Source organism: Nitratireductor sp. ATLC21 (assembly GCF_057196525.1).
This window is the reverse complement of sequence record NZ_JBXUOU010000001.1, coordinates 1,267,558-1,291,207: the sequence shown is the minus strand read 5'-3', so window position 1 is coordinate 1,291,207 and position 23,650 is coordinate 1,267,558. Positions and strand designations below refer to the sequence as shown.

Sequence of the window (23,650 nt, the reverse complement as noted above, 5' to 3'; positions counted from 1 at the left end):
TCCATACAAATCTGATGGCGAAAGGGCCGGTAAAATCAGAACCGGTCGTTCCATTACGAGCTGCACAAAAGGGACGATCCAGAGTGGACGTTCGGAAGCCCCAGTAACTTCATTATGGTTAGGTAAGCTTTCGATTCGGGTCAAGAAATCCTGCGCGTGCTTCAAACGTTTCAAATATGAAGGAATGAGCGGCCCTCTTCGCTGAAAAGATGCATCTTTTCAGGCGCTGCAGTGATGCGGAGGCGATCTCCCTTGGCGTATTTCTGGACACCCGCCAGCTTCACGACGATGGCGTCATCCACATCTTTCACGTGTAAATAAACATTGGTGACTTCACCCAGCCGCTCGACGAAGTGCACATCGCCTTCAAAAAGGAAGTCGTCCTTATCTGCGATTCGCAGGTCTTCGGGGCGGACGCCGAAGTGGCACCGGGTGCCAGAGAGCGGTTCGGTGGAGGGAGTGGGAACCATGGTCTTCCGTCCACCTAGGCTGATAAGAGTGTTGTCGCCGGTTCTTTCGACCCGGGCCGGCTGGATGTTCATGGCGGGCGAGCCGATGAAACGGGCGACGAACAGGTTTGCTGGTTTTTCATAGAGGTCAATTGGCGCCCCCACCTGCTCGATATGACCCGAGGACAGGACCACAATGCGGTCGGCGAGCGTCATCGCTTCCACCTGATCATGGGTGACATAGATCATGGTCGTTTCGGGCATGGAGCTTTTCAGCTTGGCAATCTCAATGCGTGTGGCAACACGAAGCGCAGCGTCGAGATTGGACAAGGGTTCATCGAACAGAAACACTTTCGGATTGCGGACGATGGCCCGACCGATTGCCACGCGTTGACGTTGACCGCCCGAGAGGGCCTTAGGCAGGCGACCGAGATATGGAGTGAGCTGCAGAATTTCAGCGGCAGCGTGTACGCGCTTGTCGATCTCATCCTTCGGGGCTTTGGCGATCTTCATGCCGAAGGCCATGTTATCGTAGACTGTCATATGGGGGTATAGCGCATAGGACTGGAACACCATGGCGATGCCGCGCTGGGAAGGTGGGATGTCGTTGACCCGTTCGCCACCGATGAACATGTCTCCGCCGGTGATGTTTTCCAGCCCGGCGATCATGCGCAGCAGGGTGGACTTACCGCAGCCCGACGGGCCGACGAAAACGATGAACTCGCCATCCTCGATCTTCAGATCGATCCCGTGGATGACCTTTGTAGCGCCATAGCTTTTTTGAATGTTCTTCAAATCGAGCGCTGTCATTTTCTCACTCCCCGACTGCCGAACCAGCATCCATATGGCGGCAATTTCAAAAGGTTGTTCTCCATCACGCCGTCGGCCTCGGCGTCTTCCATGGTCGCATACGCTTCCAGATCCAGTGAAAGCTCGACGGGATGCCCGGTCATGTTGATGGCAATGATGATCGTGTGTGCCGCCATCGAGCGCTCGAAAAGGAGGACGTCCGATCCCGCTTCGCGAAACGTTATGTCGCCCTTGGCGAACACCGGATGCCGCGCGCGGAAGGCAAGCGTTTTGCGATAATGGGAGAGGAGGGAGCCCGGTCTGTCCTGGGCGGAGACCGCCAGATGCAGATGCTCCGGTGGAACGGGAAGCCATGGTTTTACGCCCGAGAACCCGGCGTTAACCTGTGTTTCCGACCACACCATCGGCGTTCGGCAGCCATCGCGCCCCTTGAAGGTAGGCCAGAACTGGATGCCATATGGATCCTGCAGGTCCTTGAAGTCGAGCACCGCTTCCGTGAGGCCCAATTCTTCTCCTTGATAGAGACAAACAGAACCGCGCAGCGTCAGAAGCAGCGTTGTCGTCATCTTGAGGAAGGCTTCGCGGTCATGCACCTGGTCGGCCCAACGCGAGGCGTGGCGCACCACATCATGGTTGGAAAAGCTCCAGCATGACCAGCCGTCGGGAGCTTTCTCCTCGAAAGCTTCGATGACCTGGCGGACGCGTTGCGGTGTCAGTTTCTCCTGAGACAGAAAATCGAAAGAGTAGCACATGTGCACCTTGTCGCCGCCGCTTGTGTATTGGGCAACGATGTCGAGCCCGCGCTGAGCGTCGCCCACTTCGCCGACGGCCGTAGTGCCGGGATACTCATCGAGCAGCGCGCGAAAACGCTTCAGGAATTCGAGGTTTTCAGGCTGATTCTTGTCGTAGAGATGGTCCTGATAATTGTAGGGATTGACCGCCGGAGCGATGGATGCGTTGCGGCGCTCCTGTTGGAGCGGGGGATTGTCTTCAAGCCCTGCCGAGTGAACGTAGAAATTGATCGTGTCGAGGCGGAAGCCATCGACGCCGCGCTCGAGCCAAAAGCGGACCGTATCGAGTAGCGCATCCTGCACGTCCGGATTGTGGAAGTTGAGATCCGGCTGGCTCGCAAGGAAATTATGCAGGTAGTACTGGCATCGGCTCGTATCCCACTGCCAGGCCGAGCCGCCGAAGATTGACAGCCAGTTGTTCGGCGGGCTGCCATCGGGCTTCGGATCGGCCCAGACATACCAGTCTGCGCGCGGATTGGTACGGTCCTGCCGGCTTTCTACAAACCATGGATGCTGATCGGAAGAGTGCGAAATCACCTGATCGATCATCACCTTGAGATCGAGCCGATGCGCCTCCGTGATCATGGCGTCGAAATCGGCCAGCGTGCCGAACATCGGATCCACTTCTTTGTAGTCGGACACGTCATATCCGAAGTCGAGCATGGGGGATTTGAAGAATGGCGAGATCCAGATCGCATCGACGCCGAGCGAAGCTATATAGGGCAGGCGCTGGGTGATCCCTTTCAGGTCACCGATGCCATCGCCGTTGGAATCCTGAAAGGAGCGCGGATAGATCTGGTATATGACCGCGCCGCGCCACCAGTCGGCGTCTTCCGTGTGTCGGCTCATGGCTCCAGGAGCATGTTCGAAGGGAACATCATGCAGAACATTCATGGGAACGGTCAGCCTCCTTTGACGGACCCGGCAAGAAGGCCGCGGACCAAATAACGTTGCAATGCGAAGAAAACGAGAATGGGCACCACAATGGCCACAAAGGCCGAGGCGGTAAGAATTTCCCAGTTGCCGCCGCGTGAACCGAGCAATTCGCGCAGACGTCCCGTCAGTACCAGTTGCTCTTCGTTGTTGCCGAGGAAGACGGTGGCGACGAGCAGATCGTTCCACACCCAGAGGAACTGGAAGATGGCGAAGGAGGCCAGCGCAGGAAACGACAGCGGCAGAATAATTTTTCGGAAGATTTCGAAGTCCGAGGCGCCATCCACGCGTGCGCTCTCGATGATTTCGCGTGGCAGGCCAGCCATATAATTGCGTAGGAGATAGATGGCGAGCGGCAGGCCGAAGCCGGTATGCGCAAGCCAGATGCCGATGAACGATTTACCGATGCCGACCGTGTTGTAAAGACGCAGGAGCGGGATGAGCGACATCTGAAGCGGTACGACCAGCAGGCCGACGATGGCGGCGAGCAGTAGCGCGCGGCCGGGGAACTCCATCCAGGCAAGCGCATAAGCTGCATAGGCAGCAATCAGGATGGGAATCACGGTGGCCGGAATGGTCACGGTCATCGTGTTGATGAAGCTTTTGCCAAGCCCTTCCGAGAACAGCACGTTCTCATAATTCTCCGTCGTGAATTTCGGCGGTTCCACGGTGCTTACGAAGATGCGCTGACCGCGCCCGGGTTCGGGTTTTTCCGAGTAAGCAATCGTATAGTTGCCCTCGGTGTCGACGGTCAGCATGCCGCCGTCGCGCAATTCGGCATTTTCTCCGACGGCAAACGCAGAGGGTTCACGCGAGGAAATGCCAAAGCCGGTGACCTCGCCACTGTTGCCCTCGAATACATTCCCGGTGAGCATATACCGGCCTTCCTGAAGCCTTGCCTCTTCAGGTGGCGCCGAACGTGCGACGAGATTGCGCTCGGATGAGGTCAGAGCTGTCCACCAGCCACTTACTGCCAGCTGATCCTTGTCGCGCAAGGAAGAAACGAGAATGCCGAGCGTGGGAAGCGTCCAAAGGGCCACGAGGAGGATGACGGAAATATTGACAACCCATGCAAGTGCGGGCCGGGAGCCGACGGGCGTGCTCATTTCATGTCCTTCCGTGCTTCACGGATGTTCCAGATCATGATGGGCGTGACCATGGCCATGATCACCAGCGCGATGGTGGAGGCGCGTCCGAAATCGAGGCCGCGGAACATCCAGTCGAACATGTAGTTGGCAAGAACCTGGCTGCCCCACTGGCCGTTGGTCATGGCGAGCACGATGTCGAAGACCTTGAGGACCAGAATGGTGATTGTGGTCCACACCACGGCGATGGTGCCCCAGATCTGGGGGACTTTTATCTTGTAGAAAATCTGGAAGGGTGAGGCGCCGTCGATGACGGCCGCCTCAATGGTTTCTTCAGGAATGCCGCGCAGCGCGGCTGAGAGAATGACCATGGCAAATCCCGTCTGGATCCAGATCAGGATGACCATCAGGAAAAAATTGTTCCAGAAAGGGAGGGTGATCCAGGCCTGCGGTTCGCCACCGAAAAATGTGACAATGGCGTTGAGGATGCCGATCTGTTCCGACCCTTCAGCGCGGTAATCATAGATGAATTTCCAGATCACGCTGGCGCCGACGAAGGAAATCGCCATGGGCATGAAGATCAGGCTTTTGGCGACATTTCCCCAGCTGATCCGATCGGTCAGGGCAGCGGCAATGAGGCCGAAGAAGGTGGCGGCGGCGGGCACCACGACGAGCCACAAAAGGTTGTTGCGCATGCTCTCGCGGAAAGCCGCGTCCTTGGCGAGCCAGGCGTAATTGGCCCCGCCGACCCAGTGCTCTCCGCTTGGTCCATAGAAAGACAGAACGATCGAGTTGACCACCGGATAGACCAGATAAATCCCCAGGATGATCACTGCTGGCCCAAGAAAAAGCCATGGACGGATGCCGTTGGCTGCATTGATGTTTTCAGCCACGCGGTGGCCGCGAGGCGGATAAATCATATCCAGCAATCGGTTGGAGCCCCAGAAATAGCCGAAGCAGGCCGCCACGCCGAGCACCATGACCAACACCGCCTGAACAAGCTTGATGTCGGGCAGGACAGTGTTGAGCGCGGAGAAGACGGCGACGGCGCAAAGCACCGCAAAGACGATGCCTGCAGCCATGATGCCCAGTGCGATCACGAGATTTCGAAAAAATGCACCAAGACCGGGTGAGCCGTCAGAAGGTCCTGTTTCGGTAGAGGAGATTGCCATGGCTGCCTCCCGGGGCCGCATGAGATGGGTTTGATCCGTCCCGCCGCTCTCGAGGCGGCGGGACCGCCGGATGCTTACGCCTACTTGATGGCGTCCCATTCCTTCTGGATGTCCGAGGCGACATCCTCGGCGGATTTGCCTCCAACATAGTCAATCATGCCGGTCCAGAATGCGCCGGCGCCAATCTTGCCCGGCATCAAGTCGGATCCGTCGAAGCGGAAGGTCGTCGCACTGGTCAGGATTTCACCCTGCTTGCGCAGTGCGTCATTGGAATAGGCGTCTGCATTGACCCCTTTGTGGGGTGTCAGGAATCCGCTTTGCGCCATCCAGAGTTCGTGTGCGATCGGTGTTTTCAGGAACTCGATGAAGGCGCGTGCCACCTCAGAGTCTTTCGTGATCGCAAAGACAGTTCCTGCACCGAGGAGTGGTGTTCCGAGATCCTTCTCCGCATAGGCGGGCAGATAGAAGAAATCTGCATCGCGGCCAAGTTCGGTGCCTTCGGGGAAAAAGGATGGAATGAAGGACGCCTGTCGGTGCATGTAGCATTTTGGCGGTACGGCGAAGAGACCATTGGGGCTATCGCGGAAGTCGGTTGATGCAACGGCGCCTGCGCCACCATCGACATAGTCGTCATTGCGGGCGAACGCACCGAACTCCTCGATTGCGGCGACGACGCGTTCATCGTTGAAGGGGATCTCGTTGCGCACCCACTGGTCGTAGACTTCCGGCGGCTGCGTACGAAGCATCATGTCTTCCACCCAGTCGGTCGCGGGCCAGCCGGTCGCACCACCCGAACCGAGGCCGATGCACCAGGGTGTTTCGCCATCGGCGACGATCTGCTCGGAGAGCGCTTTCAGCTCTTCCATGGTTTGCGGCACTTCATAGCCCGCGTCTTCAAAGTTTTCGGGAATGTACCAGACGAGCGACTTCACGTCGGCCTTGTAGGGAAAGGCGAAAAACGCGTCCGTCCCGTCGTTACCCTTGTAGGTTCCAAGGTCGACCCAGGACTGGCCCGCCGCGTAATTGTCCTTCATCCATTCGGCGGTATCGTTGCCAAGCGGTATGAGGAGGCCTTTCGATGCGAGATCGGCAGCGAGGCCGGGCTGCGGGAAAATCGCGATGTTCGGTGCACTCCCAGCCTGTGTATCGATAACGATCTGCTGTTCGAAGGAATCGGAGCCTGAATAGTTCACCGTGGCACCCGTGGCTTCCTCGAAGAAAGCAGTGATCGATTCAAACAGGTCTTTGTCGGCGCTCAGCCACGGGCCGAAGATGTTCAGCTCCTGTCCGGAGAAATCATATTCTGCCTGGAAGTCCTCATAGCTTTTCCAGTTGAAGCGGGCATCCTCGCCGGGGGTGAATTTCAGGTCGGCGGCATGAGCAGTGGCGCCGGCGAGCGCCAGAGCGAGCGCGCCGACAATCATGGACGTTTTCATGGTTCCTCCACATCGCGGCACAAGGCCGCTCCTCCTCGGGGTTCTGCATGTCCGGCGCAATGACAACGTTTTAAACGAAATTCAAAGCGCTTTGGATATATGCAGCATCAATCCGCAGGGTTTTGGAGTCAAGAGGGTGTTCAAATCGCCCTGGAAAAAACGCAGGAAATTGGAAAAATACCTTCATTTCTCTTGGTGTCTCACATTCCGCTGAATGAAGGACTTGATCTGATCGAAGGGCTGTGACACGAATTTTTAAAGCGCTTTGAAAAAAAGGAAGATGCATTGCCCGCCCGAAAAGCGATCAATCTCAAAATGCTCTCGGAAAGTCTGGGGCTGTCGCAAACGACTGTTTCACGGGCGCTGAATGGTTTTCCGGAGGTGGCAGAGAAAACGCGTGCCCGGGTGGTGGAAGCAGCCGCGCGACTGAACTATCGGCCGAGCCCAAGTGCAGCGAGCCTTGCGACGGGCAAGTCGCGCATGATCGGTCATGTGGTAAGCCTGTCCGAGCATATCATGATCAATCCGCATTTCGCCGATTTCATTGCCGGGGCCGGGGAAGTTTACGGCGAGAATGGATATGACATCCTTCTTCGGCTCGCGTCCCTTGAAGAACAGGAGCGCATTTATCGGGATCTGGTGGATGACCAGCGCGTGGACGGAGTGGTGGTTCACGGTCCCCTGACAGGGGACAGCCGCATTGGGATCCTCAACGCACTCGGGCTCCCCTTTGTCGTCCATGGGCGAAGTGACGAGGAAGGGGCGGATTATTGCTGGATGGATGTGAACAACCGTCGAGCCTTCCATCGAGCCACGAAGTTCCTGCTTGATCTGGGCCATCAAAGGATTGCGCTCATCAACGGGTTGGAGACCATGAACTTCGCAGATCGCCGGCGTCAGGGTTATGAAGCTGCGCTGAAGGAGGCCGGCATCGCGCCGGATGCGCGGCTGATGCACAGTTCCGACATGGTGGAGCCCTATGGTTACCACGCAATGCGGACATTGATGGAACTTGCCGAGCCTCCGACCGCGATCGTCGTGGCAAGTGTCCTGCCGGCCATGGGCGTGACCCGGGCGTTGGCAGACCTGGGCCTGCGGGCAGGTGAAGACGTTTCGGTCATCGCCTTTGACGATTGCCTGTCGTTCCTGCAGTCCGGCTCCAGATCCGGTTTCGGAGGCAGGGTGCCGGACATCCCCTACTTCACTGCAGTGCGCTCCTCCATCCGCGAGGCCGGTAAGCGTGTGGCGCAGATGCTTCTAGACCGTATCGACAATCCGCATGGCCCGCTTCAAAGCGAATTGTGGGAGGCCGATTTCGTCATAGGCCAGACCACTGCTCCGCCTCGGCGGCGCTGATTCTGGCTCCTCATCCAAGGCAAACCCGGGAACCCCTCATGTCCGCCACAGACACGGAAATCATGGAGCTTGAATTCTCTCGTGCGGATTTTCCGGACGATTTCATCTTTGGAACGGCCACTTCTGGCCATCAGATCGAGGGTAGCCGATTTGGTGGATGTGGTTTGTCGCACTGGGATACGTTCGCAGCAACGCCAGGGAACACGGTGCGCGGGGAAAGCGGGGCGACGGCCTGTGATCACTATCACAGATGGGAAAGCGATCTCGACCTGGTTCGCGATGCCGGGTTCGATTGTTATCGTTTCTCCACTTCCTGGTCGCGTGTGTTGCCGGAGGGGCGCGGCACAGTCAATGAAGCAGGGCTCGATTTCTATGACCGTCTCGTCGACGGCATGCTCGAGCGAGGCCTGAAGCCATTCGCCACGCTTTATCATTGGGACCTGCCAGCGCCGCTGGCAGATCTCGGCGGGTGGCGCAACAGGGATATAGCGGCCTGGTTCGCCGATTACGCCAATGTTGTCATGAAACGCATCGGCGACCGCGTGGCGACCGCTGCCACGATCAATGAACCGTGGTGTGTGGCCTGGCTCAGTCATTTCATGGGCGAGCATGCGCCGGGACTGCGCGACATTCGTGCGACTGCCCGCGCCATGCATCACGTGCTCCTGGCACACGGTTGTGCCACGCAGGCGATGCGCGCATTGGGTATGAACAATCTGGGTCTGGTTGCCAATTTCGAGTATGCGGCACCTGCGGATGATCGTCCGGAGGCACGAAAGGCCGCGCGTCTCTACGATGGCATATACAATCGCTGGTTCCTCGGAGGTGTGTTCAACAAAGCCTATCCGGAGGATGTGCTTGAGGGGCTTGGACCCCATATGCCAGAGGATTTCGAGAAGGATTTCGAGACAATTGGCGCGCCCGTCGACTGGCTCGGGATCAATTATTACACGCGCAAGCTGATTGCCGCGGATGAGTCAGACCAATTCCCTGCACTGAAGGAAGTGGAAGGGCCATTGCCCAAAACCCAAATGGGCTGGGAAATCTACCCTGATGGTCTGCATCACTTCATCACCTGGGTGCATGAGAGCTACACCAAGGGGCTGCCGATCTTTGTGACGGAGAACGGTATGGCTTCGCCCGACGAGGTGTTGAACGGGCAAGTGAATGATGTTGCCCGCATTGATTTCCTCAACCGGCACCTCGGTGCAGTGCGCAGGGCCCTGAGCGCGGGCGTTCCCCTGAAGGGCTACATCGTCTGGTCACTTCTGGACAATTACGAGTGGGCGCTCGGCTATGAAAAACGCTTTGGCCTCGTGCACGTCGATTTCAAAACACTCGAGCGCACGCCCAAGGCATCATGGCATGCGCTTGGGCGTGCGTTGAGACGCTGAAACCGGATCAGACCGAACGCGTCGCGCCGCCGTCAATGCGGACCTTGGTGCCTGTCACATAGGAGGCCCGCTCGGAGGCAAGGAAAACTGCCATGTTGGCAAATTCCTCAGGGTCGCCATACCGTCCCATCGGGATAGATTCTGCGGCCGCAGCGGAAACTTCCTCCAGCGGTTTGCCGGAACGGTTGGCCGCCGCTGTGTCGAGTTCGACGACGCGCTGGGTGTGAATGCGTCCCGGCATCAGGATGTTGACCGTAACGCCGTCCCGCGCAACCTCCGTCGCCAGCGTCTTCGACCAGCCGACGATCGCCGAACGGATACCATTGGAGAGGGCCAGAATGGGAATAGGCTGCTCCACGCCGGAAGAGGTGACGGTGAGGATGCGGCCCCATTTGCGCTCGCGCATCGCTGGCAGGAGCCGCCCGGTGAGATGAAATATGTTGGCAGCCATTGTTTCGAAATTCGCGATCCAGTCGCCGCGTTTTGCATCGACAGCCGTAGCGGGCGGAGGGCCGCCTGTGTTGTTCACGAGAATGTCGACGCCCCCTTCGGCCAGGAGCTTGTCGGCCAAATCGTCGATCGCGGCATGATCTGAAAGGTCCAGCTCATAGGCCTGGACGGCGCCTGCGCTTGCCGGCAATTCCTTCGCCCAAGCCTCGATCTTGTCCTTGCTGCGTGCGGCTGCGACCACGGTCGCGCCTTCCTTCGCCAGCCCCTGGGCAATGGCAGCGCCGAGGCCGCGGCTTGCGCCGAGCACGAGGGCGCGCTTGTTTTTAAGTCCTAGATCCATCGGCAAATTTCCCGGATTGATGCACCGCCAACAGCCTTTTATCCAATTCGGCCATGACGGCTTGTGGTGGGTTTGCTCACCTTAGGTGAGACGGTGCGATTGGGCACGATTCAGAACAGGATTGCAAGTCTTGAGGGGAAGCTGTACAGCGATCCGCCGCTCCGCGCTGTGCCTTCAAATCTTGGTAACGGTCAGTCTTCGAATGTTATGTCCAGTGCCGAAACAAAACCGCAATTAATGCGTTGAAAGCGCGTGGTTTGTGCCGCGGCTTCACCCTAAGTTTTCTTGCATACGAGCTCCATATATGGACCGACGATCCTTCCTTGTTTCCTGCCTGTCAGCGTCGCTGTTGGGTACGTCCAGCCTGACGGCTCTTGCAACCCAGGCGCGCGCCGAGAATCCTGCGCCGCAAGGCGTTGATGAGAAAGGAAAGGCACAGGCCTTTTCCTTTGAAGCTCTCACGGAGGCGATGAAGAGCAAAGCTTCCGAGCCATTCTCAAAGGCTGAGTTCAAGTTGCCGGAGCAGATAGCCAGCTTGACCTATGATGAGCATCGGGCGATTCGCTTCCGGCCCGATCACGCCCTGTGGCAGGGGGAGGCCCCATTCGAGCTTCAGGCCTTCCATATGGGCTGGTTGTTCAAGGAGCCTGTTCGCCTGTACGCGGTGGAGGGGGATAAGGCCGAGCCGATCCTCTTCACCGGTCGTGATTTCGAGTATCGCAAGCCGCTCGATCCGGCCCTTTTCGAAGATCTCGTGATGGAGGGTGAGGCCGGATTCCGGCTTCACTACCCTCTCAACGCTCCTGATGTGATGGATGAGTTGGTCTCATTCCTCGGCGCAAGTTATTTCCGTGCGCTGGGGCGGGACACGCTTTATGGGCTGTCGGCGCGTGGTCTCGCCATCGATACAGCTACCGCGAATGGGGAAGAGTTCCCCCGTTTCACCGATTTTTATATCGAGAAGCCAAATCGGCGCAGCAAGGAAGTGGTTGTCTATGCGGCGCTGGACAGCGAAAGTGTGACCGGCGCCTATCGCTTTGTCATAACGCCTGGGCGAAACACCGTCATGACGGTGACAGCACGCCTCTTCGCCCGCAAGGATATTGGGCGCCTCGGCGTTGCGCCAATGACATCCATGTTCCTCTTTGCTGAGAACAATGACAGCGCTTTCGATGACTATCGCGGGCAGGTGCACGACAGCGATGGTCTGAAGATCGTTCGCAAGGACGGTGACGAGCTGTGGCGTAATTTGAACAACCCCTCCCAGCTCGCAACATCCTTCTTTTCCGAAGACAGCCCGCAGGCTTTCGGGCTTTATCAGCGCGATCGTGATTTCGCGCAATTCCAGGATGCCGGCGCTCACTACGAACGCAGGCCGTCACTGCTTGTTGAGCCGCTCGAGGCCTGGGGGCGTGGCAACATTACTCTGGTGGAGATCCCCACCGACCTGGAAGTCAATGACAACATTGTCGCGTTCTGGGTCCCTGAAAGAGACGTCAAGGCCGGCGATGCCCTTGAATTCAACTACCGCTTGACCTGGGGCGCTATCGACGAACCGACCAACCGGTTCGCCAGAGTTATGGCGCTTCGCAGCGGAGAGGGCGGTGTTTCGGGCGTCAAGAACGAGGACGGGTTGCGCAAGTTCGTCGTGGATTTTGATGGTGAAGTCCTGCGGAACCTTCCCGGCGATTCAAACATTGAAGCAGTTGTAAACGTCAGCCGGGGCGAGATTGCCCATTCGGCGGTTTCCCGCATCGAGAGCAACGGCATGTGGCGTCTGGTGATTGACCTGAAGCCGAACGGTGCGGGTCCTGTCGAAATGAGCGGGCACCTCAAGCTCGATGACAAACGCCTTTCCGAAATCTGGAGTTATCAGTGGAGAGAAACAGATGATGCACGTTCGTGAGACGGATAGCCAGCCGATGACGCCTCTCCGTCACACTCTGCCGGCGGCGCCCATGGCGATGCCCGAACAGGTGCTTGAACGTCGGCGCGCTCGTCCGGCGCTTTTCTCCATCCTGCTCAAAAGATTGGCGTGGAAGTGAAGCCGGGTACGCACGTGACCCCCGAAAGGGGCGGTCATTGAACGCCGCGAGAGTGTGATGGTCAGCGTAAGACGCGTTTTGTCGATCCTTTTCTGCCTGCTTATGGCGGGACTCGTCGCTTCGCTTGCGGTCGGCTATTTTTCCGCCGACGGCATTCAATGGATCGACGCCATCCGTATTGTTCTTCTGGCCGCCAGCACAGCCTGGCTGGCCTGGGGCGCAGCTTACGCGTTCAACGGCCTGTTGACCTCTCCCATTTCAGAAAAGCACAAGCCTTTCGAACTGGCGCCGACAGAGGCGCGCACGGCGGTTCTGGTTCCCGTATACAACGAAGATCCGGTCAAAACCTTTTCCCATGTGGCCGCGATGATCGGCAGCCTCCACACGCTGGGTGCCGCCGGTCGATTTGATTTCGCGATCTTATCGGACACAAACGATGATCGCGTTGCGGCTGAGGAGGAGCGCTGGTTCCAGCGTCTGCTGGTGGAGAGTGGGGCGCAAACGGCGATCTATTACCGCCGTCGCGAGAAAAATACCGGCAAGAAGGCCGGGAATATCGCCGACTTTATCCGATCGTCCGGTGCATTGTACGACTATATGATCGTTCTCGATGCGGACAGTCTGATGGAAGGCTCCACCATGGCCGAGATGGTGCGGCGCATGGATTGCGAACCCAGGCTGGGATTGCTTCAAACCCTGCCCAAGATCGTTCACGCACGATCATTTTTCGGACGTGCGATGCAATTTTCCACCAGCTATTATTCCCCGATCTATACACGCGGCCTTGCATCCCTGCAGGGTGAGGCTGGTCCGTTTTGGGGCCACAATGCCATTATCCGCACGCGCGCGTTTGCTCAAAGCTGCGGGCTGCCGGAATTGTCTGGAACCCCGCCTTTCGGCGGGCATATTCTTAGCCATGACTATGTGGAAGCCGCGCTTCTGAGCCGCAATGGGTGGATCGTTCGCGTCGATCCGGATCTTTCCGGTTCCTATGAAGAGGGCCCCGACAATGTGGTGGACTTTGCCAAGCGCGACCGTCGCTGGTGCCAGGGCAATCTTCAACACGCTCGGGTGATGGTGGCCCCCGGCCTGAAGCCGTGGAGCCGGTTCGTCTTTGTCCAGAACATCATGGCCTATGTTGCATCGCCTCTTTGGGCTCTCTTCATCATGGCCTCAATCGCTGCGCCGGTGTTGAAGGGTGTGCCGGATTATTTTCCTGAACCGGGGCTGTTCCCGGTTTTTCCGCGGGTTGAACAGGGACTCGCGCTTACCCTGCTGGTCGGGGTTTTCGGCCTCTTGATCGGGCCGAAACTTCTCATCGTCCTGCGTGGCGCTTTGAGCGGTGTGAATGAGCGGTTTGGCGGCACTGGCCGGGCTTTGCTCAACACGTTGACGGAAATCCTATCGACGAGCCTGCTTGCGCCGATCATGTTGATGTATCAGTGCCGTGCGGTGGTAGAAGTGTTTCTCGGTCTCGATGGCGGATGGCCTGCGACTGATCGGGAAGCCGGCTCTGTCAGTCTTTCTGAAGCGTGGTCTGCAAGCTGGTGGATCAGTGCCACGGGTCTCGTTACGCTGGGCCTCGCTTTCCAGTTCGCCCCCGAATATGTGGGCTGGCTTCTTCTGGTGGCCGGACCGCAGGTTTTTTCGCCAGTTCTCATCCATGTCAGTTCGTGGAGTGCGATCGAGGCTGGGGAGACCGGGCTGTTCCAGACCGCAGACGATCGCGCGCCTTCGCCGGTGGTCCTGCGTCAGGAAGCAATTCTTTCTTACTGGCGAGGCGCTGCAGAGCCTGCGCCCGCAAATCAGCCGGTGACAGAACCGGCGCTCGAGCCCGCTGACGCGGAGCAGTGAGGCTGCCCTATGAATGCCCCCTTCATCCCCGCAAGCGTTGGCCGTGACCAGCGCCTGGACGTGTTTCGTGGTCTCGCTCTGATCACGATCTTCATCAATCACGTGCCGGGAAATCTCTATGAGAACCTGACATCCCGCAATTTCGGTTTTTCTGACGCCGCCGAGGCATTTGTTCTGATGTCAGGCATTGCCGTGGGGCTTGCGTATTCGCGCGGATTTCGCGAGGGAGCGTTCCTCGCGTCCTGCATGAAGGTTTGGCGGCGCGCAGGACTGCTCTATGTCACGCATATCGTATCGTCGCTTCTGGCCATTGCGCTGGTCGCTGGCGGGGCGCTGTATTTCGGCGTCTTCGAGATGCTCAGTCGCATCAATTTTGGTCCGCTTCTGACCAAACCATTGCAAACCATGGTCGGCGTGCCGCTCCTTGGCCACCAGCTTGGATACTTCAATATCCTCCCGCTCTACGCCGTGCTTTTGCTAGTGTCGCCATTCTACATAATGATTGGCCTGCGCAGCCCTCGGGCGCTGATCGCAGTGGCCGTTGTTGTCTGGTTGCTTGCGGGAACCTTCCGTCTGAATCTGCCCAATTACCCGAATCTGGGGGGGTGGTTCTTCAATCCGGTAGCCTGGCAACTGATCTACGCGGTGGGGATTGCGGGCGGCCTTTGCATGCTTGAGGGTAGAAAGCTCGTCCCCTATCGCGCGTGGCTGTTCTGGTTATGCGTCGCGTTTCTGGCGTTCTCGTGCATCTGGGTGCTGCTCAAGGCCGGTGCGCTGCCGGGGCGCAAGTTTCTGCCATTCTTCATTGCGGGCTTTGACAAGACCTTTCTGGCGTTGCCGCGGCTCCTCCACGCGCTCGCGCTTGCCTATGTCCTGACCAATGTCGCCTGGGTGGTCAAGGCCTTTCAATGGCCGGTTTTCCGGCCGATCGAGCTGATGGGGAGGAACGGTCTCGCCGTTTTCGCCTCCGGATCGGTTCTCGCAATCGTGCTGCAAATCCTGCGTTTGCGTTTTGAGACCAATTTCGCTTCTGATACCGTCTTGCTGGCTGTCGGGATTTGCCTGCAATACGCGGTCGCCCTGTTCCTTTCCAGACAGAAAGCAGAGCGAAAGGAAGCGCGGCGAGCCGCCGAACGCAAATTCATGCCAGGACCGACCGAGAAAGAGCGTCTTCGCGAGAGCGCTTGATCAAATGTGAGGCAGTGCCCAGGGCCGGGGGAGTGCCCCCGGCGCCGGTTGCGCTGGATCCCGCCCAGACCCTAAACTGCGGGCGGAATGTTCTGGTTGAGCCGGAAGATATTGTCCGGATCATATCGGTGTTTGATCTGCCGCAGGCGGTTCCAGGTCGCCTCCGGATACGCATGACGGATGCGCTGATCGCCTTCGTCGGCGAGGAAATTTACATACGCGCCGAGACCGTTATCGCCCAGTTCCTTCAGGCACTGAGAGACCCATTCTTCATTTCGCGCCAGTGTTTCCGGGGTATCAATCGCGAGAAACACAGTCATGATCTTCCGCTGCCGATGCGCAAAAGCGGTGGCCTCCGGTGCGATCCGGGATGCTGCTCCGCCCAGTACCCGGACCTGGATCATGCGAAGAGGGGCTTCGTTGCCTTCGATCAACTCAAGCATTTTTTCCGCCTGCGACTTCGTGATCCCATCCATGAAGGTGGTGCGTATGGAGACCGACTGATGAAGGATCGGGTCATCGGGCATATACATTGAGCTGTAAGGGGCCGGCCCAACGAGGTCTGCTATCGGCTTTGCCAGCGCCCTGAAGGGAGCGAGCGCCTTCTCAGCCTGATCGACCGGTCCGGCAAAGGCCATCATGCCCATGAGGACCGTTTTCCCAACCATTTCCGGCGGCAAAAAGGGCATGGGAGGTGCCGGCATCACCATCGCGATGGTCGAGAGTTCATCGGGCGCCGCCTCCGCTGCCGCTACAAAACCGGTTAGTGTCTCAGGCGTCAGGGGAAGGATGAGCGGTCCGCCGGTGAATTCGGGAAGCGGATGAAGTCGGTATTTGAAGCGTGTCACGACACCGAAATTGCCACCACCGCCTCTGAGAGCCCAGAAGAGATCTGGATGATTGTCGGCGTCAGCAATCAGGACTTCACCTGCGGCTGTAACCACCTCGAAGGCAAGGACGGAGTCGATCGTCAAACCGTGCTTGCGAACCATATATCCTATGCCGCCACCGAGGGTGAGCCCACCAATGCCGACCGTGGCCGCGTCCCCAAAACCAACGATGAGCTTGCGCTTTTCGACCTCGACCGTCACCTCGCCAGCAGTGAGACCGGCACCAGCCCAAACCCAGCTTTGATCCTGTGCGAATTCAAGCGCGTTCAGGTCGCGCAGATCGATCACAATGCCCCCGGAACAGGAGCTGTGGCCGCATGTGGAGTGTCCTCCGCTTCGCACCGCTATTTCAATGCCCTGTTCCCGGGCAAAGCGAAGTGTAAGTGCCACATCGCGCGCGTCGGCCACACGCATGATCAACGCGGGTTGGTGGTTCCAGTTGTTGTTTGCGAGTGTCCGAGCCTGTTCATACTCGGCATCCGAAGGACGGATAGGCTTGCCCCTGACTTCACTCAGAAGCGGTTTCAGGCGGAGCCCTGTTGAATCGGATAAATCCGAGTCTGGACGAATGAGATAATTCATTTTGTATATCCTGGTTGAACTATTTCGGTGTCCCATGCGGGTGAGGCGCACCGTCTTTGGTCGCTACACCGCACACAACAGCTCAGACCCAGCGTTCAGACGTTCTGGGCGGCGATCAGGGAAGGGTTCAGACATGTTCCCAGACCTGCGCATCCCCGCGCCATGCTTTTGGCGAGCGTCTTCGCGCTTCTTCCTCGCGGTTGCTTCGGGTTGATCGCTGCTGTCGTTGCAATGAACGCGGCAGCGAATGGCCAGTCGAATAGTCCACCGGGATTTCCGCAGCCTGCTAAATCTAGCTGCAAGGGATCATAAAAAAATGCTAAATAGCGTCCATGCGCGTCGGGGTGGGCCTTGGGGGGCTGCATCCCTCATGCGATCCAGGGAAGGCGAAACCAAAAATGCCGCGCGCACAGCGCCCTCATTCTCCTGAAGCCGAGTTGGCGGCGCTCAGCGCTTGCACTGATGATCTCGGCGCTGGCAGCGTTCTTTCGGCAGAACTCGCGGAGTTCTGCCAGAGCGGTGTCAGTGTGATTATCGCTGTTGGGGGCAGGGGCAATGTGCCGCTGAGCGGTCAAGGTTGCGCTTGTCGTGTTCTGGAAGACGGGCGCATGCGCATCCTCCTGTTACGCAGAAGCAATCATGCGATTATTGCTGCAGCGGATCAGGACGCCCCCATCGCCGTCACCTTTAGCCAACCGCTTACCCATCGATCCATCCAGATCAAGGGGATCAACCCTGCCACTGGCGAACCCACACTGAGTGACAGGCAGGCTGCTGTGGAGCAATCGGCCGGGCTGGAACAGGAACTTCGCGACGTGGATTATGCCCGCAGGTTCACTGAAGCATACTGTGCGGTCGACGTGGATGATCTCGTGGCGCTCGATTTTGATCCGGTGGCCGCTTTTGTGCAGACCCCGGGGCCGGGGGCTGGGGCGGAATTGCGCAAATGACCACCACCTGGCTCCCCGAGATACGCAATGCGCTTGAGGGCATCGTTCCTTCGATACTTGCCACGGCAGACGTTGACGGTATCCCCAATGTGTCTTTGATTTCACATGTGCAGTATGTCGATCCCGATCACGTTGCACTGTCCTATCAGTTCTTCAACAAGACCCGCCGCAATCTGCTCGCGACCAGACTGGCTTCCGTCACGGTTGTCGACCCGGATACGAATGCGCAGTATCGCCTCACCTTGGAGTATCTGGAAACGCAGACGAGCGGTCCACTGTTTGAGATCATGCGTGCCAAGCTCGCAGGAATTGCCTCGCATAGCGGCATGCAAGATGTTTTCCGCCTGCTTGGTTCCGATGTGTTTCGTGTGCGTGAGATAGAACCGGTCGTAAGCGAGGTGATCGCCAGGCCCATGAAACGCAATGCGTTGGCGGCCGCACGGCGCAGTTGCGAGCAATTCTCACGCGTCTCGGATATGGGGGAGCTGTTCGATACGCTGCTTGCCTGCCTGCAGCAGCACTTCGGAATCGAGCATGCCATGGTGTTGATGCTCGATCAGGTTTCCAAACGCCTGTACACGGTCAGCTCGCGTGGTTATCCCTTCTCCGGCATCGGTTCCGAAGTTGGCCTTGGGGATGGCGTGATCGGGGTCGCAGCCGCACAGCGCGTGCCCATTCGCATCGGGCATATGACGTCGCAGTATACCTATCGCGCTGCCGTTCTGGACAGTGCCAGGGCGGCCGGGCTCGAGTGGGAATGTGCCAATGCAATCGCCTTCCCCGGTCTTGAGGCGCCGCAGAGCCAGATTGCCGTTCCCATTCTGTGTGAGGACCAAACAATGGGGGTGCTGTTTGCCGAAAGCACAGAGCCCAACCAGTTTGGCTATGACGAAGAGGATGCGCTCACGCTGATTTCGGAGTTGGTGTCTGCACGGGTTGCCCTTTTGCAGAAAGAAGAGACTGCCGAGCGCATGCAGCCGGCTCCGTCCGGCAACGCAACCGCAGGCAAGGCCATCCGGCTCCGTCACTACAGGGTCGACAACTCGGTGTTTGTCGATGATGTCTACATCATTCGTGGTGTCGCGGGCGCGATCCTCTGGAAGCTCGCGCGGGAACATGCGCAGAGTGGGCGTGTCGCCTTCACCAACCGGGAACTGCGTCTCGACCCAGCGTTGCGGTTGCCCGACTACATCGACAATCTGGAGGCGCGGCTGCTTTTGCTTCAGCGACGATTGAGCGAACGTGGGGCCGGTATCGTCATCGACAAATGCGGTCGTGGACGCTTTCGATTTCTGGTGGAAGGCAAGCTTTTACTGGAGGAGACCTGAGAAGGAATTCAAGCATTGCTCAATGCAGCCAGCACAAGAGAGCTGAAATGATATGCTGTTTTGACATCGGCGGCTCCAAAACCGTTGTTGCCGATATGGGGGAAAACCAAAGGCCCGTCATCCGCCACCGGCAGATCACACCCGTGGGAGATTATTGTGCGTTTCGCGAGACCGTGAAGGCAATGGCGGGGAGAGGCACGACGCCTGTTGGCGTCTCGATCGCCGCGGTGATCGACCCGCATACCGGCTTGGCGCGCAGCGCCAATATTCCCTGCATTACAGGCCAAAAACTCGCCAGGGATCTGAACGAAACTTTAGGGCGTCCGGTTCATGTCATGAACGATGCGAATGCATTTGCGCTTGCCGAGGCCAGGGCAGGGGTCGGTGCCGGTCATCGGCATGTTCTGGCGGCAATTATTGGTACCGGTATCGGTGGTGCGATCGTTATCGACGGGAAAGTGATGACAGGTGCCACGGGCAATGCGGGTGAATGGGGGCATGGGCCGGCAAGCGCCATGCGGACAGGAACACTCCTGCCTGCCATTGAATGCGGGTGCGGACAGATGGGGTGTGTTGACACGCTTGGTGCCGCGCGCGGCATTGAGCGACTGCACGAGCACCTCCATGGCCTTGAGAGCGATAGCTATGAAATTCTTGAGCAATGGCATGGCGGAGGAGAACAAGCGACGCGGACCGTTGACGTGTTTCTCGACATTGTCGGTGGAGCATTGGCCAACATGGTAAATATGGTCGACCCTTCCATCGTGCCGGTCAGTGGTGGCTTGGCACAGGACGAACTACTCATGGAGGCACTCGATGCCGAGGTGCGTCAGCGCTGCCTCATAGAACGCAGTGGCCGATTGTTGGTCCCTGTACCGGGTGGAGTTGAGAGCGCACTGATCGGGGCTGCGATTTTTGCAAGGGAGTCACACGATGCGGGCAACCCTTGAGGTTTGCGTCGACACTCTGGAGGGAGTGGAAGCATGCGTCGAGGGTGGGGCCGACCGTATTGAGTTGTGCGCGGCACTTCCACTTGGCGGGCTGACACCCTCTTATGGCTTGATGCGGGCGGCAGCCAAATGCGGCGTGCCTGCCTACGCGATGATCCGGCCACGCCAGGGAGATTTCTGCTTCAGCATGCGGGAGATCGCTCTGATGCGGGATGATATTGCGGCCGCACAGGAGGCTGGTCTCGCAGGCGTTGTGTTTGGAGTGGCGGCGGTCGAGGGGGTGCTTGACAAGGAAGCACTTGAAATATTGAGCGAAGCAAGTGCCGGCATGGGGCGCACGCTCCATCGTGTCATCGACACGGTGGAGGACCGGCTGGTGGCAATTGACCTTGCTGTTGCGCTCGGTTTTGAAAGAATTTTGACGTCCGGCGGTGCTCCGTCGGTTCTGGAGGGGCAGGATGCGCTTGCTGCCATGTGTGCCCATGCAGGCGATCGCATCGAGATCATGGCAGGTTCAGGTCTGACGCCGGAAAATCTGGGCGAGATTGCGCGCTCAACCCGTATTCGCTCGTTCCATGCCTCGTGCAGCGTGGCGCTCAGGAGCGATCAAAAGATTGCCGGCTTGGGCTTCTCCCGCAGCGTGGAGCGGCAAACGTCCGCGCGGACAATTCGTGATATGAAAGACGTGCTGAAACGTCTTGAACTCGCCGAACAGACGGAAAACTAAGGTTTCGGGCTGGGCGAACTATTTACCGTCCGTGTCTTGCCAGTCTTTTGGCAGGTTTGGTTCCTGAACGAGCGGTGCCAATAGAACCTTGCCATAGATCGGGCCATGGCGTTTGCGCTGCTCGGGGTCTTCCTTGAAGGAAAGTGCATACTGGCCGATTTGGTGGAAGTAGGTGAGGCGCGCCCGCACGAGGCTTTCTTCTGGGCCATATCCCATGGCGCGAAAAGCGCGCTGCAGCAGCGTGATGCGCAGGTCATCCATCTCCGCCACTTCGCGTCCCAGCGCCCTTGATGTGCGCGACCAGTCGCGTACGGCAAGGTCCAGCAATGGGCTGAAGGGCTTTTCGTCTACCCAGATATGAACGATCTCGGTGAAGAACTGCAGGCCGTCGATGTCGGTGACGTCGCGCTTTGCCTCGAAGGGCGCGCAGTTCGCGCGGCGCCATTCGTTCAACAGTTCGTCGTGGAGATCCTTCAGGCTGGAGAAGTGAAAATAGAAACTGCCGCGCGTAACCTTGAAGTGACGGGCGAGCCGGTCGATCTTGACCTCGGCGATGCCGCGTTTTTCCAGCACCTTGCGCGCGGCCTTGACCCAGGCCTCGCGGCTCAGCGTCTGGCGCGGGGAGGACTTTGGGTCCGAGGCGGGCTTTGCATTCGTCATTCTTGCCAACGCTTTCTCCACTTCGGATGGGTTGCCGGCCTCATGTGTGACCGGAACCCAGATTTGGACCATGGCGACCTGGCTTCCGCTAGCAGAAGTTGAGCGCGGGGTCATCCCATGCCTTTATGGGAGGGCGCTGATGCGCTCGAGCATCAGATCGAAGAACGGGGCCGGGTCGATGCGTCGGAGGACGTTGACATTCTTCTCCTTTCCGGTGACGTGCCACCAGTCGACGACGGTCATGCCTATGGTCTCGGACGATGAAATATCGACGGTGACATAGCACTGGCGTTGTTCATAGATCTCCGGGGAAAGCAAATAGCCCGTCACGCATGCATCGTGGATCGGCCGCGCCTTGGTGGGAAATTTGTGGTCGCCATACTGGCAATAGAAATCGGCCATGTTGGCCGCTTCCAGGGCCGCGCGGCTGCCTGTGGCGCGCAGTGCCTGTAGCCACTCCGGTGTCATCTGCGCGGTGTAGGTGCAGTCAATTGGCGCCATGGTGACTGGTGCGCCCGAATGGAAGACTTTGTGGGCCGCATGCGGATCCACGAAAATATTGAATTCTGCTGCCGGCGTGGCATTGCCGCCTTCGAAGAAACCACCGCCCATCAGCACCACTTCGCGAATGCGCGGGATGATGCGCGGCTCCATGGTCATGGCCATGGCGAGGTTGGTCATCGGCCCGAGGGTGCAAACGGTGATCTCGCCTTCGGGCGCGGCCATAATCGTGCGCACGAGCCAGTTGACCGCATGCTCGTTCTGTACGGGGGTTACCGGTTCGGGCAGGTCTGCGCCGTCGAGGCCGGTCTCGCCATGAACGTATTCCGCCGTCATCAGCTTCTTCACCATGGGAGCCGGGCACCCCGCGAAGACGGGGACATTGGGACGCCCCGCCAACTCCACCACTTTGAGGGCGTTCCTCGTGGTCAGCGAAAGGGGGACATTGCCGCCAACTGTTGTGATGCCGACCACTTCCAGCTCCTGAGGCGAGCCCAGAGCGAACAGGATGGCAAACGCATCGTCCTGTCCAGGGTCTGTATCGATGATGATTTTTCTTGGCGCCATGCTCGTTGTCCAATTCCGTCTGCCTCGGCTATTGCCGACCACAATTCGATATGCATAAATACAGTACTGTATGGTATGTTCAAGCTGGGATGGTGGCCATGTCAATGAGTGCACGCGGCGAGTTTTCGAAAATTCCCGTACTCGATGTTTCCGGTCTGTATGACGGCGATGAGGAGGCGGTGCGCGCGGTTGCGTCAACCCTGCGCGGCTATCTTGAGAATATCGGCTTTCTATACATTGTCGGCCATCCGATCCCCCAATCCGATATCGAGGCGGTTCGTGAGGCGAGCAAGCAGTTCTTTGCTCTTTCTGAAGATGAAAAACTCAAGCTGCGAATAGACAAGAATTTCCGTGGCTATCTGCCGTTTGCCGGTTCCACGATCGTTACCTCGTCTGTGGCCACTGTCAGCAAGCCCAATCAGAGCGAATCGATTTTCTTCATGCACGAGGTGGATGCAAACGATCCACGAGCGCTTGCCGAGAAGCCTCTTCAGGGGCCGAACCAGTGGCCGGATGTGGCGCTGTTGCCGGAGTTTCGTGAAACCATCGAGCGCTATGTGGACCAGATGAGTATGCTGGCCCGCAAGATGGTCGCCGCTATCTCCATTTCGCTGGGGCTTTCGCCAGACGAACTGAACGCGCATTTTGAAGATCCGACGACATTTCTGAGGCTTCTTCACTACCCGACACAGAAGGCGGAAGAGGGGCTTTTTGGTTCTGCGCCACATACCGATTATGGGTTCATAACGCTGCTCGCCCAGGATGACGTCGGGGGACTTGAAGTGAAGAACAAGGCCGGCGACTGGGTGCCTGCGCCGCCGATCCCCAATTCCTTTGTCATGAATGTGGGCGACATTCTCGCCCGCTGGTCGAACGACGTCTTTGTCTCCACGCCGCACCGGGTGATCAATCGTTCGGGCCGCGAACGCTATTCACAGCCCTTCTTCTTCGACCCATCGATGGAAGCGCTGATTGAGGCCCTGCCGGCCTGTGTCGCGGAAGGTGCCACACCAAAATACGAGCCGGTGCTCTATGGCGACTACCTGATGGAGCGGATCGATAAAAATTACCATTACCGCAAGAAGAAGGCTGCGCAGGAGAGCGCCGCTGGCTGAGAATCGCAGCTGGATACGGTCCTGACGGTCCCGCGGGCCGCAGGGCTGTTTTGCAAAGGGTTAGACAGCCGGGCGCC

At 58.4% G+C, this 23,650-nt stretch carries 21 protein-coding genes; 12 read left to right on the top strand and 9 right to left on the bottom strand.

The genetic code is table 11. The annotated features are described in order from the left end of the window. Window positions 1–170 precede the first annotated feature (170 nt). From AC2CHD_RS06325 to AC2CHD_RS06305, 5 genes are all read right to left on the bottom strand, one after another. A complete protein-coding gene (locus tag AC2CHD_RS06325) occupies window positions 171–1,259 on the bottom strand; it encodes an ABC transporter ATP-binding protein (RefSeq protein ID WP_484552969.1) in 1,089 nt (362 codons plus the stop codon). Beyond that, window positions 1,256–2,899 carry a beta-galactosidase BglA gene (gene bglA / locus AC2CHD_RS06320; protein WP_484552968.1) on the bottom strand — a complete coding sequence of 548 codons (1,644 nt, stop codon included), beginning with the start codon at window positions 2,897–2,899 and terminating at the stop codon, window positions 1,256–1,258. The genes AC2CHD_RS06325 and bglA overlap by 4 nt, the downstream gene beginning before the upstream one ends. Window positions 2,900–2,952: 53 nt before the next feature. Beyond that, window positions 2,953–4,089 (bottom strand): carbohydrate ABC transporter permease, encoded by a 1,137-nt coding sequence (locus AC2CHD_RS06315; RefSeq protein WP_484552967.1) that lies wholly within the window; start codon window positions 4,087–4,089, stop codon window positions 2,953–2,955. Beyond that, window positions 4,086–5,048, bottom strand: coding sequence for a carbohydrate ABC transporter permease (locus tag AC2CHD_RS06310; RefSeq protein ID WP_484553231.1), 963 nt, complete (start codon window positions 5,046–5,048; stop codon window positions 4,086–4,088). The genes AC2CHD_RS06315 and AC2CHD_RS06310 overlap by 4 nt, the downstream gene beginning before the upstream one ends. 272 nt (window positions 5,049–5,320) lie before the next feature. Beyond that, entirely contained in the window at window positions 5,321–6,676 is a 1,356-nt protein-coding gene (locus AC2CHD_RS06305) for an ABC transporter substrate-binding protein (RefSeq protein WP_484552966.1), read from the bottom strand. A 99-nt stretch (window positions 6,677–6,775) separates the two neighbouring features. Between AC2CHD_RS06305 and AC2CHD_RS06300 the strand changes: the two genes are divergently transcribed. Genes AC2CHD_RS06300 through AC2CHD_RS06290 form a run of 3 tightly spaced genes read left to right on the top strand, consistent with a single transcriptional unit; the run spans window position 6,776 to window position 9,426 of the window. Beyond that, window positions 6,776–6,922, top strand: a complete 147-nt coding sequence (locus AC2CHD_RS06300; protein ID WP_484552965.1) for a hypothetical protein — start codon at window positions 6,776–6,778, stop codon at window positions 6,920–6,922. Window positions 6,923–6,961: 39 nt separating this feature from the next. Beyond that, entirely contained in the window at window positions 6,962–8,032 is a 1,071-nt protein-coding gene (locus AC2CHD_RS06295; protein ID WP_484552964.1) for a LacI family DNA-binding transcriptional regulator, read from the top strand. A 38-nt stretch (window positions 8,033–8,070) separates the two neighbouring features. Next, window positions 8,071–9,426, top strand: a complete 1,356-nt coding sequence (locus AC2CHD_RS06290; RefSeq protein ID WP_484552963.1) for a GH1 family beta-glucosidase — start codon at window positions 8,071–8,073, stop codon at window positions 9,424–9,426. A 7-nt stretch (window positions 9,427–9,433) separates the two neighbouring features. On the opposite strand, the gene AC2CHD_RS06285 is transcribed toward AC2CHD_RS06290, so the two are convergent. Continuing rightward, the gene (locus tag AC2CHD_RS06285) at window positions 9,434–10,216 is read right to left on the bottom strand and encodes an SDR family oxidoreductase (RefSeq protein WP_229448523.1); all 783 of its coding nucleotides are present in this window, start codon (window positions 10,214–10,216) and stop codon (window positions 9,434–9,436) included. Between the two features lie 304 nt (window positions 10,217–10,520). On the opposite strand from AC2CHD_RS06285, the gene AC2CHD_RS06280 reads away from it, so the two are divergent. From AC2CHD_RS06280 to AC2CHD_RS06265, 4 genes are read left to right on the top strand one after another with little or no spacing between them, the layout of a single operon-like run. Further along, window positions 10,521–12,122, top strand: a complete 1,602-nt coding sequence (locus AC2CHD_RS06280) for an OpgD/OpgG family glucan biosynthesis protein (RefSeq protein WP_484552962.1) — start codon at window positions 10,521–10,523, stop codon at window positions 12,120–12,122. Further along, entirely contained in the window at window positions 12,106–12,261 is a 156-nt protein-coding gene (locus AC2CHD_RS06275; protein ID WP_484552961.1) for a hypothetical protein, read from the top strand. Before AC2CHD_RS06280 ends, AC2CHD_RS06275 begins: the two co-directional genes overlap by 17 nt. A 36-nt stretch (window positions 12,262–12,297) precedes the next feature. Beyond that, window positions 12,298–14,115 carry a glucans biosynthesis glucosyltransferase MdoH gene (gene mdoH / locus AC2CHD_RS06270; RefSeq protein WP_484553230.1) on the top strand — a complete coding sequence of 606 codons (1,818 nt, stop codon included), beginning with the start codon at window positions 12,298–12,300 and terminating at the stop codon, window positions 14,113–14,115. A gap of 9 nt (window positions 14,116–14,124) precedes the next feature. Continuing rightward, window positions 14,125–15,303, top strand: coding sequence for an OpgC family protein (locus AC2CHD_RS06265; protein WP_484552960.1), 1,179 nt, complete (start codon window positions 14,125–14,127; stop codon window positions 15,301–15,303). Between the two features lie 71 nt (window positions 15,304–15,374). Here AC2CHD_RS06265 and AC2CHD_RS06260 read toward each other — a convergent pair whose 3' ends face one another. Further along, window positions 15,375–16,775: an FAD-binding oxidoreductase gene (locus AC2CHD_RS06260; RefSeq protein WP_484552959.1), complete on the bottom strand. Its 1,401-nt coding sequence runs from the start codon at window positions 16,773–16,775 to the stop codon at window positions 15,375–15,377. Window positions 16,776–17,173: 398 nt separating this feature from the next. On the opposite strand from AC2CHD_RS06260, the gene AC2CHD_RS06255 reads away from it, so the two are divergent. From AC2CHD_RS06255 to AC2CHD_RS06240, 4 genes are read left to right on the top strand one after another with little or no spacing between them, the layout of a single operon-like run. Beyond that, window positions 17,174–17,725: a hypothetical protein gene (locus AC2CHD_RS06255; RefSeq protein ID WP_229448528.1), complete on the top strand. Its 552-nt coding sequence runs from the start codon at window positions 17,174–17,176 to the stop codon at window positions 17,723–17,725. Beyond that, window positions 17,722–19,053: a GAF domain-containing protein gene (locus tag AC2CHD_RS06250; protein ID WP_484552958.1), complete on the top strand. Its 1,332-nt coding sequence runs from the start codon at window positions 17,722–17,724 to the stop codon at window positions 19,051–19,053. The genes AC2CHD_RS06255 and AC2CHD_RS06250 overlap by 4 nt, the downstream gene beginning before the upstream one ends. Before the next feature lie 47 nt (window positions 19,054–19,100). Further along, on the top strand, window positions 19,101–20,003 hold the full coding sequence (locus AC2CHD_RS06245) for an ROK family protein (RefSeq protein ID WP_484552957.1): 903 nt from the start codon (window positions 19,101–19,103) through the stop codon (window positions 20,001–20,003). After that, complete coding sequence (locus AC2CHD_RS06240) at window positions 19,987–20,730, top strand: copper homeostasis protein CutC (RefSeq protein WP_484552956.1); 744 nt, start codon at window positions 19,987–19,989, stop codon at window positions 20,728–20,730. Before AC2CHD_RS06245 ends, AC2CHD_RS06240 begins: the two co-directional genes overlap by 17 nt. Before the next feature lie 18 nt (window positions 20,731–20,748). On the opposite strand, the gene AC2CHD_RS06235 is transcribed toward AC2CHD_RS06240, so the two are convergent. Further along, on the bottom strand, window positions 20,749–21,390 hold the full coding sequence (locus AC2CHD_RS06235) for a TetR/AcrR family transcriptional regulator (RefSeq protein WP_229449213.1): 642 nt from the start codon (window positions 21,388–21,390) through the stop codon (window positions 20,749–20,751). A gap of 123 nt (window positions 21,391–21,513) precedes the next feature. Then, on the bottom strand, window positions 21,514–22,458 hold the full coding sequence (locus AC2CHD_RS06230) for a nucleoside hydrolase (protein ID WP_484552955.1): 945 nt from the start codon (window positions 22,456–22,458) through the stop codon (window positions 21,514–21,516). A gap of 98 nt (window positions 22,459–22,556) precedes the next feature. Here AC2CHD_RS06230 and AC2CHD_RS06225 point away from each other — a divergent pair, with 98 nt between their 5' ends. Beyond that, a complete protein-coding gene (locus AC2CHD_RS06225) occupies window positions 22,557–23,573 on the top strand; it encodes an isopenicillin N synthase family dioxygenase (RefSeq protein WP_484552954.1) in 1,017 nt (338 codons plus the stop codon). Window positions 23,574–23,650 lie beyond the last annotated feature (77 nt).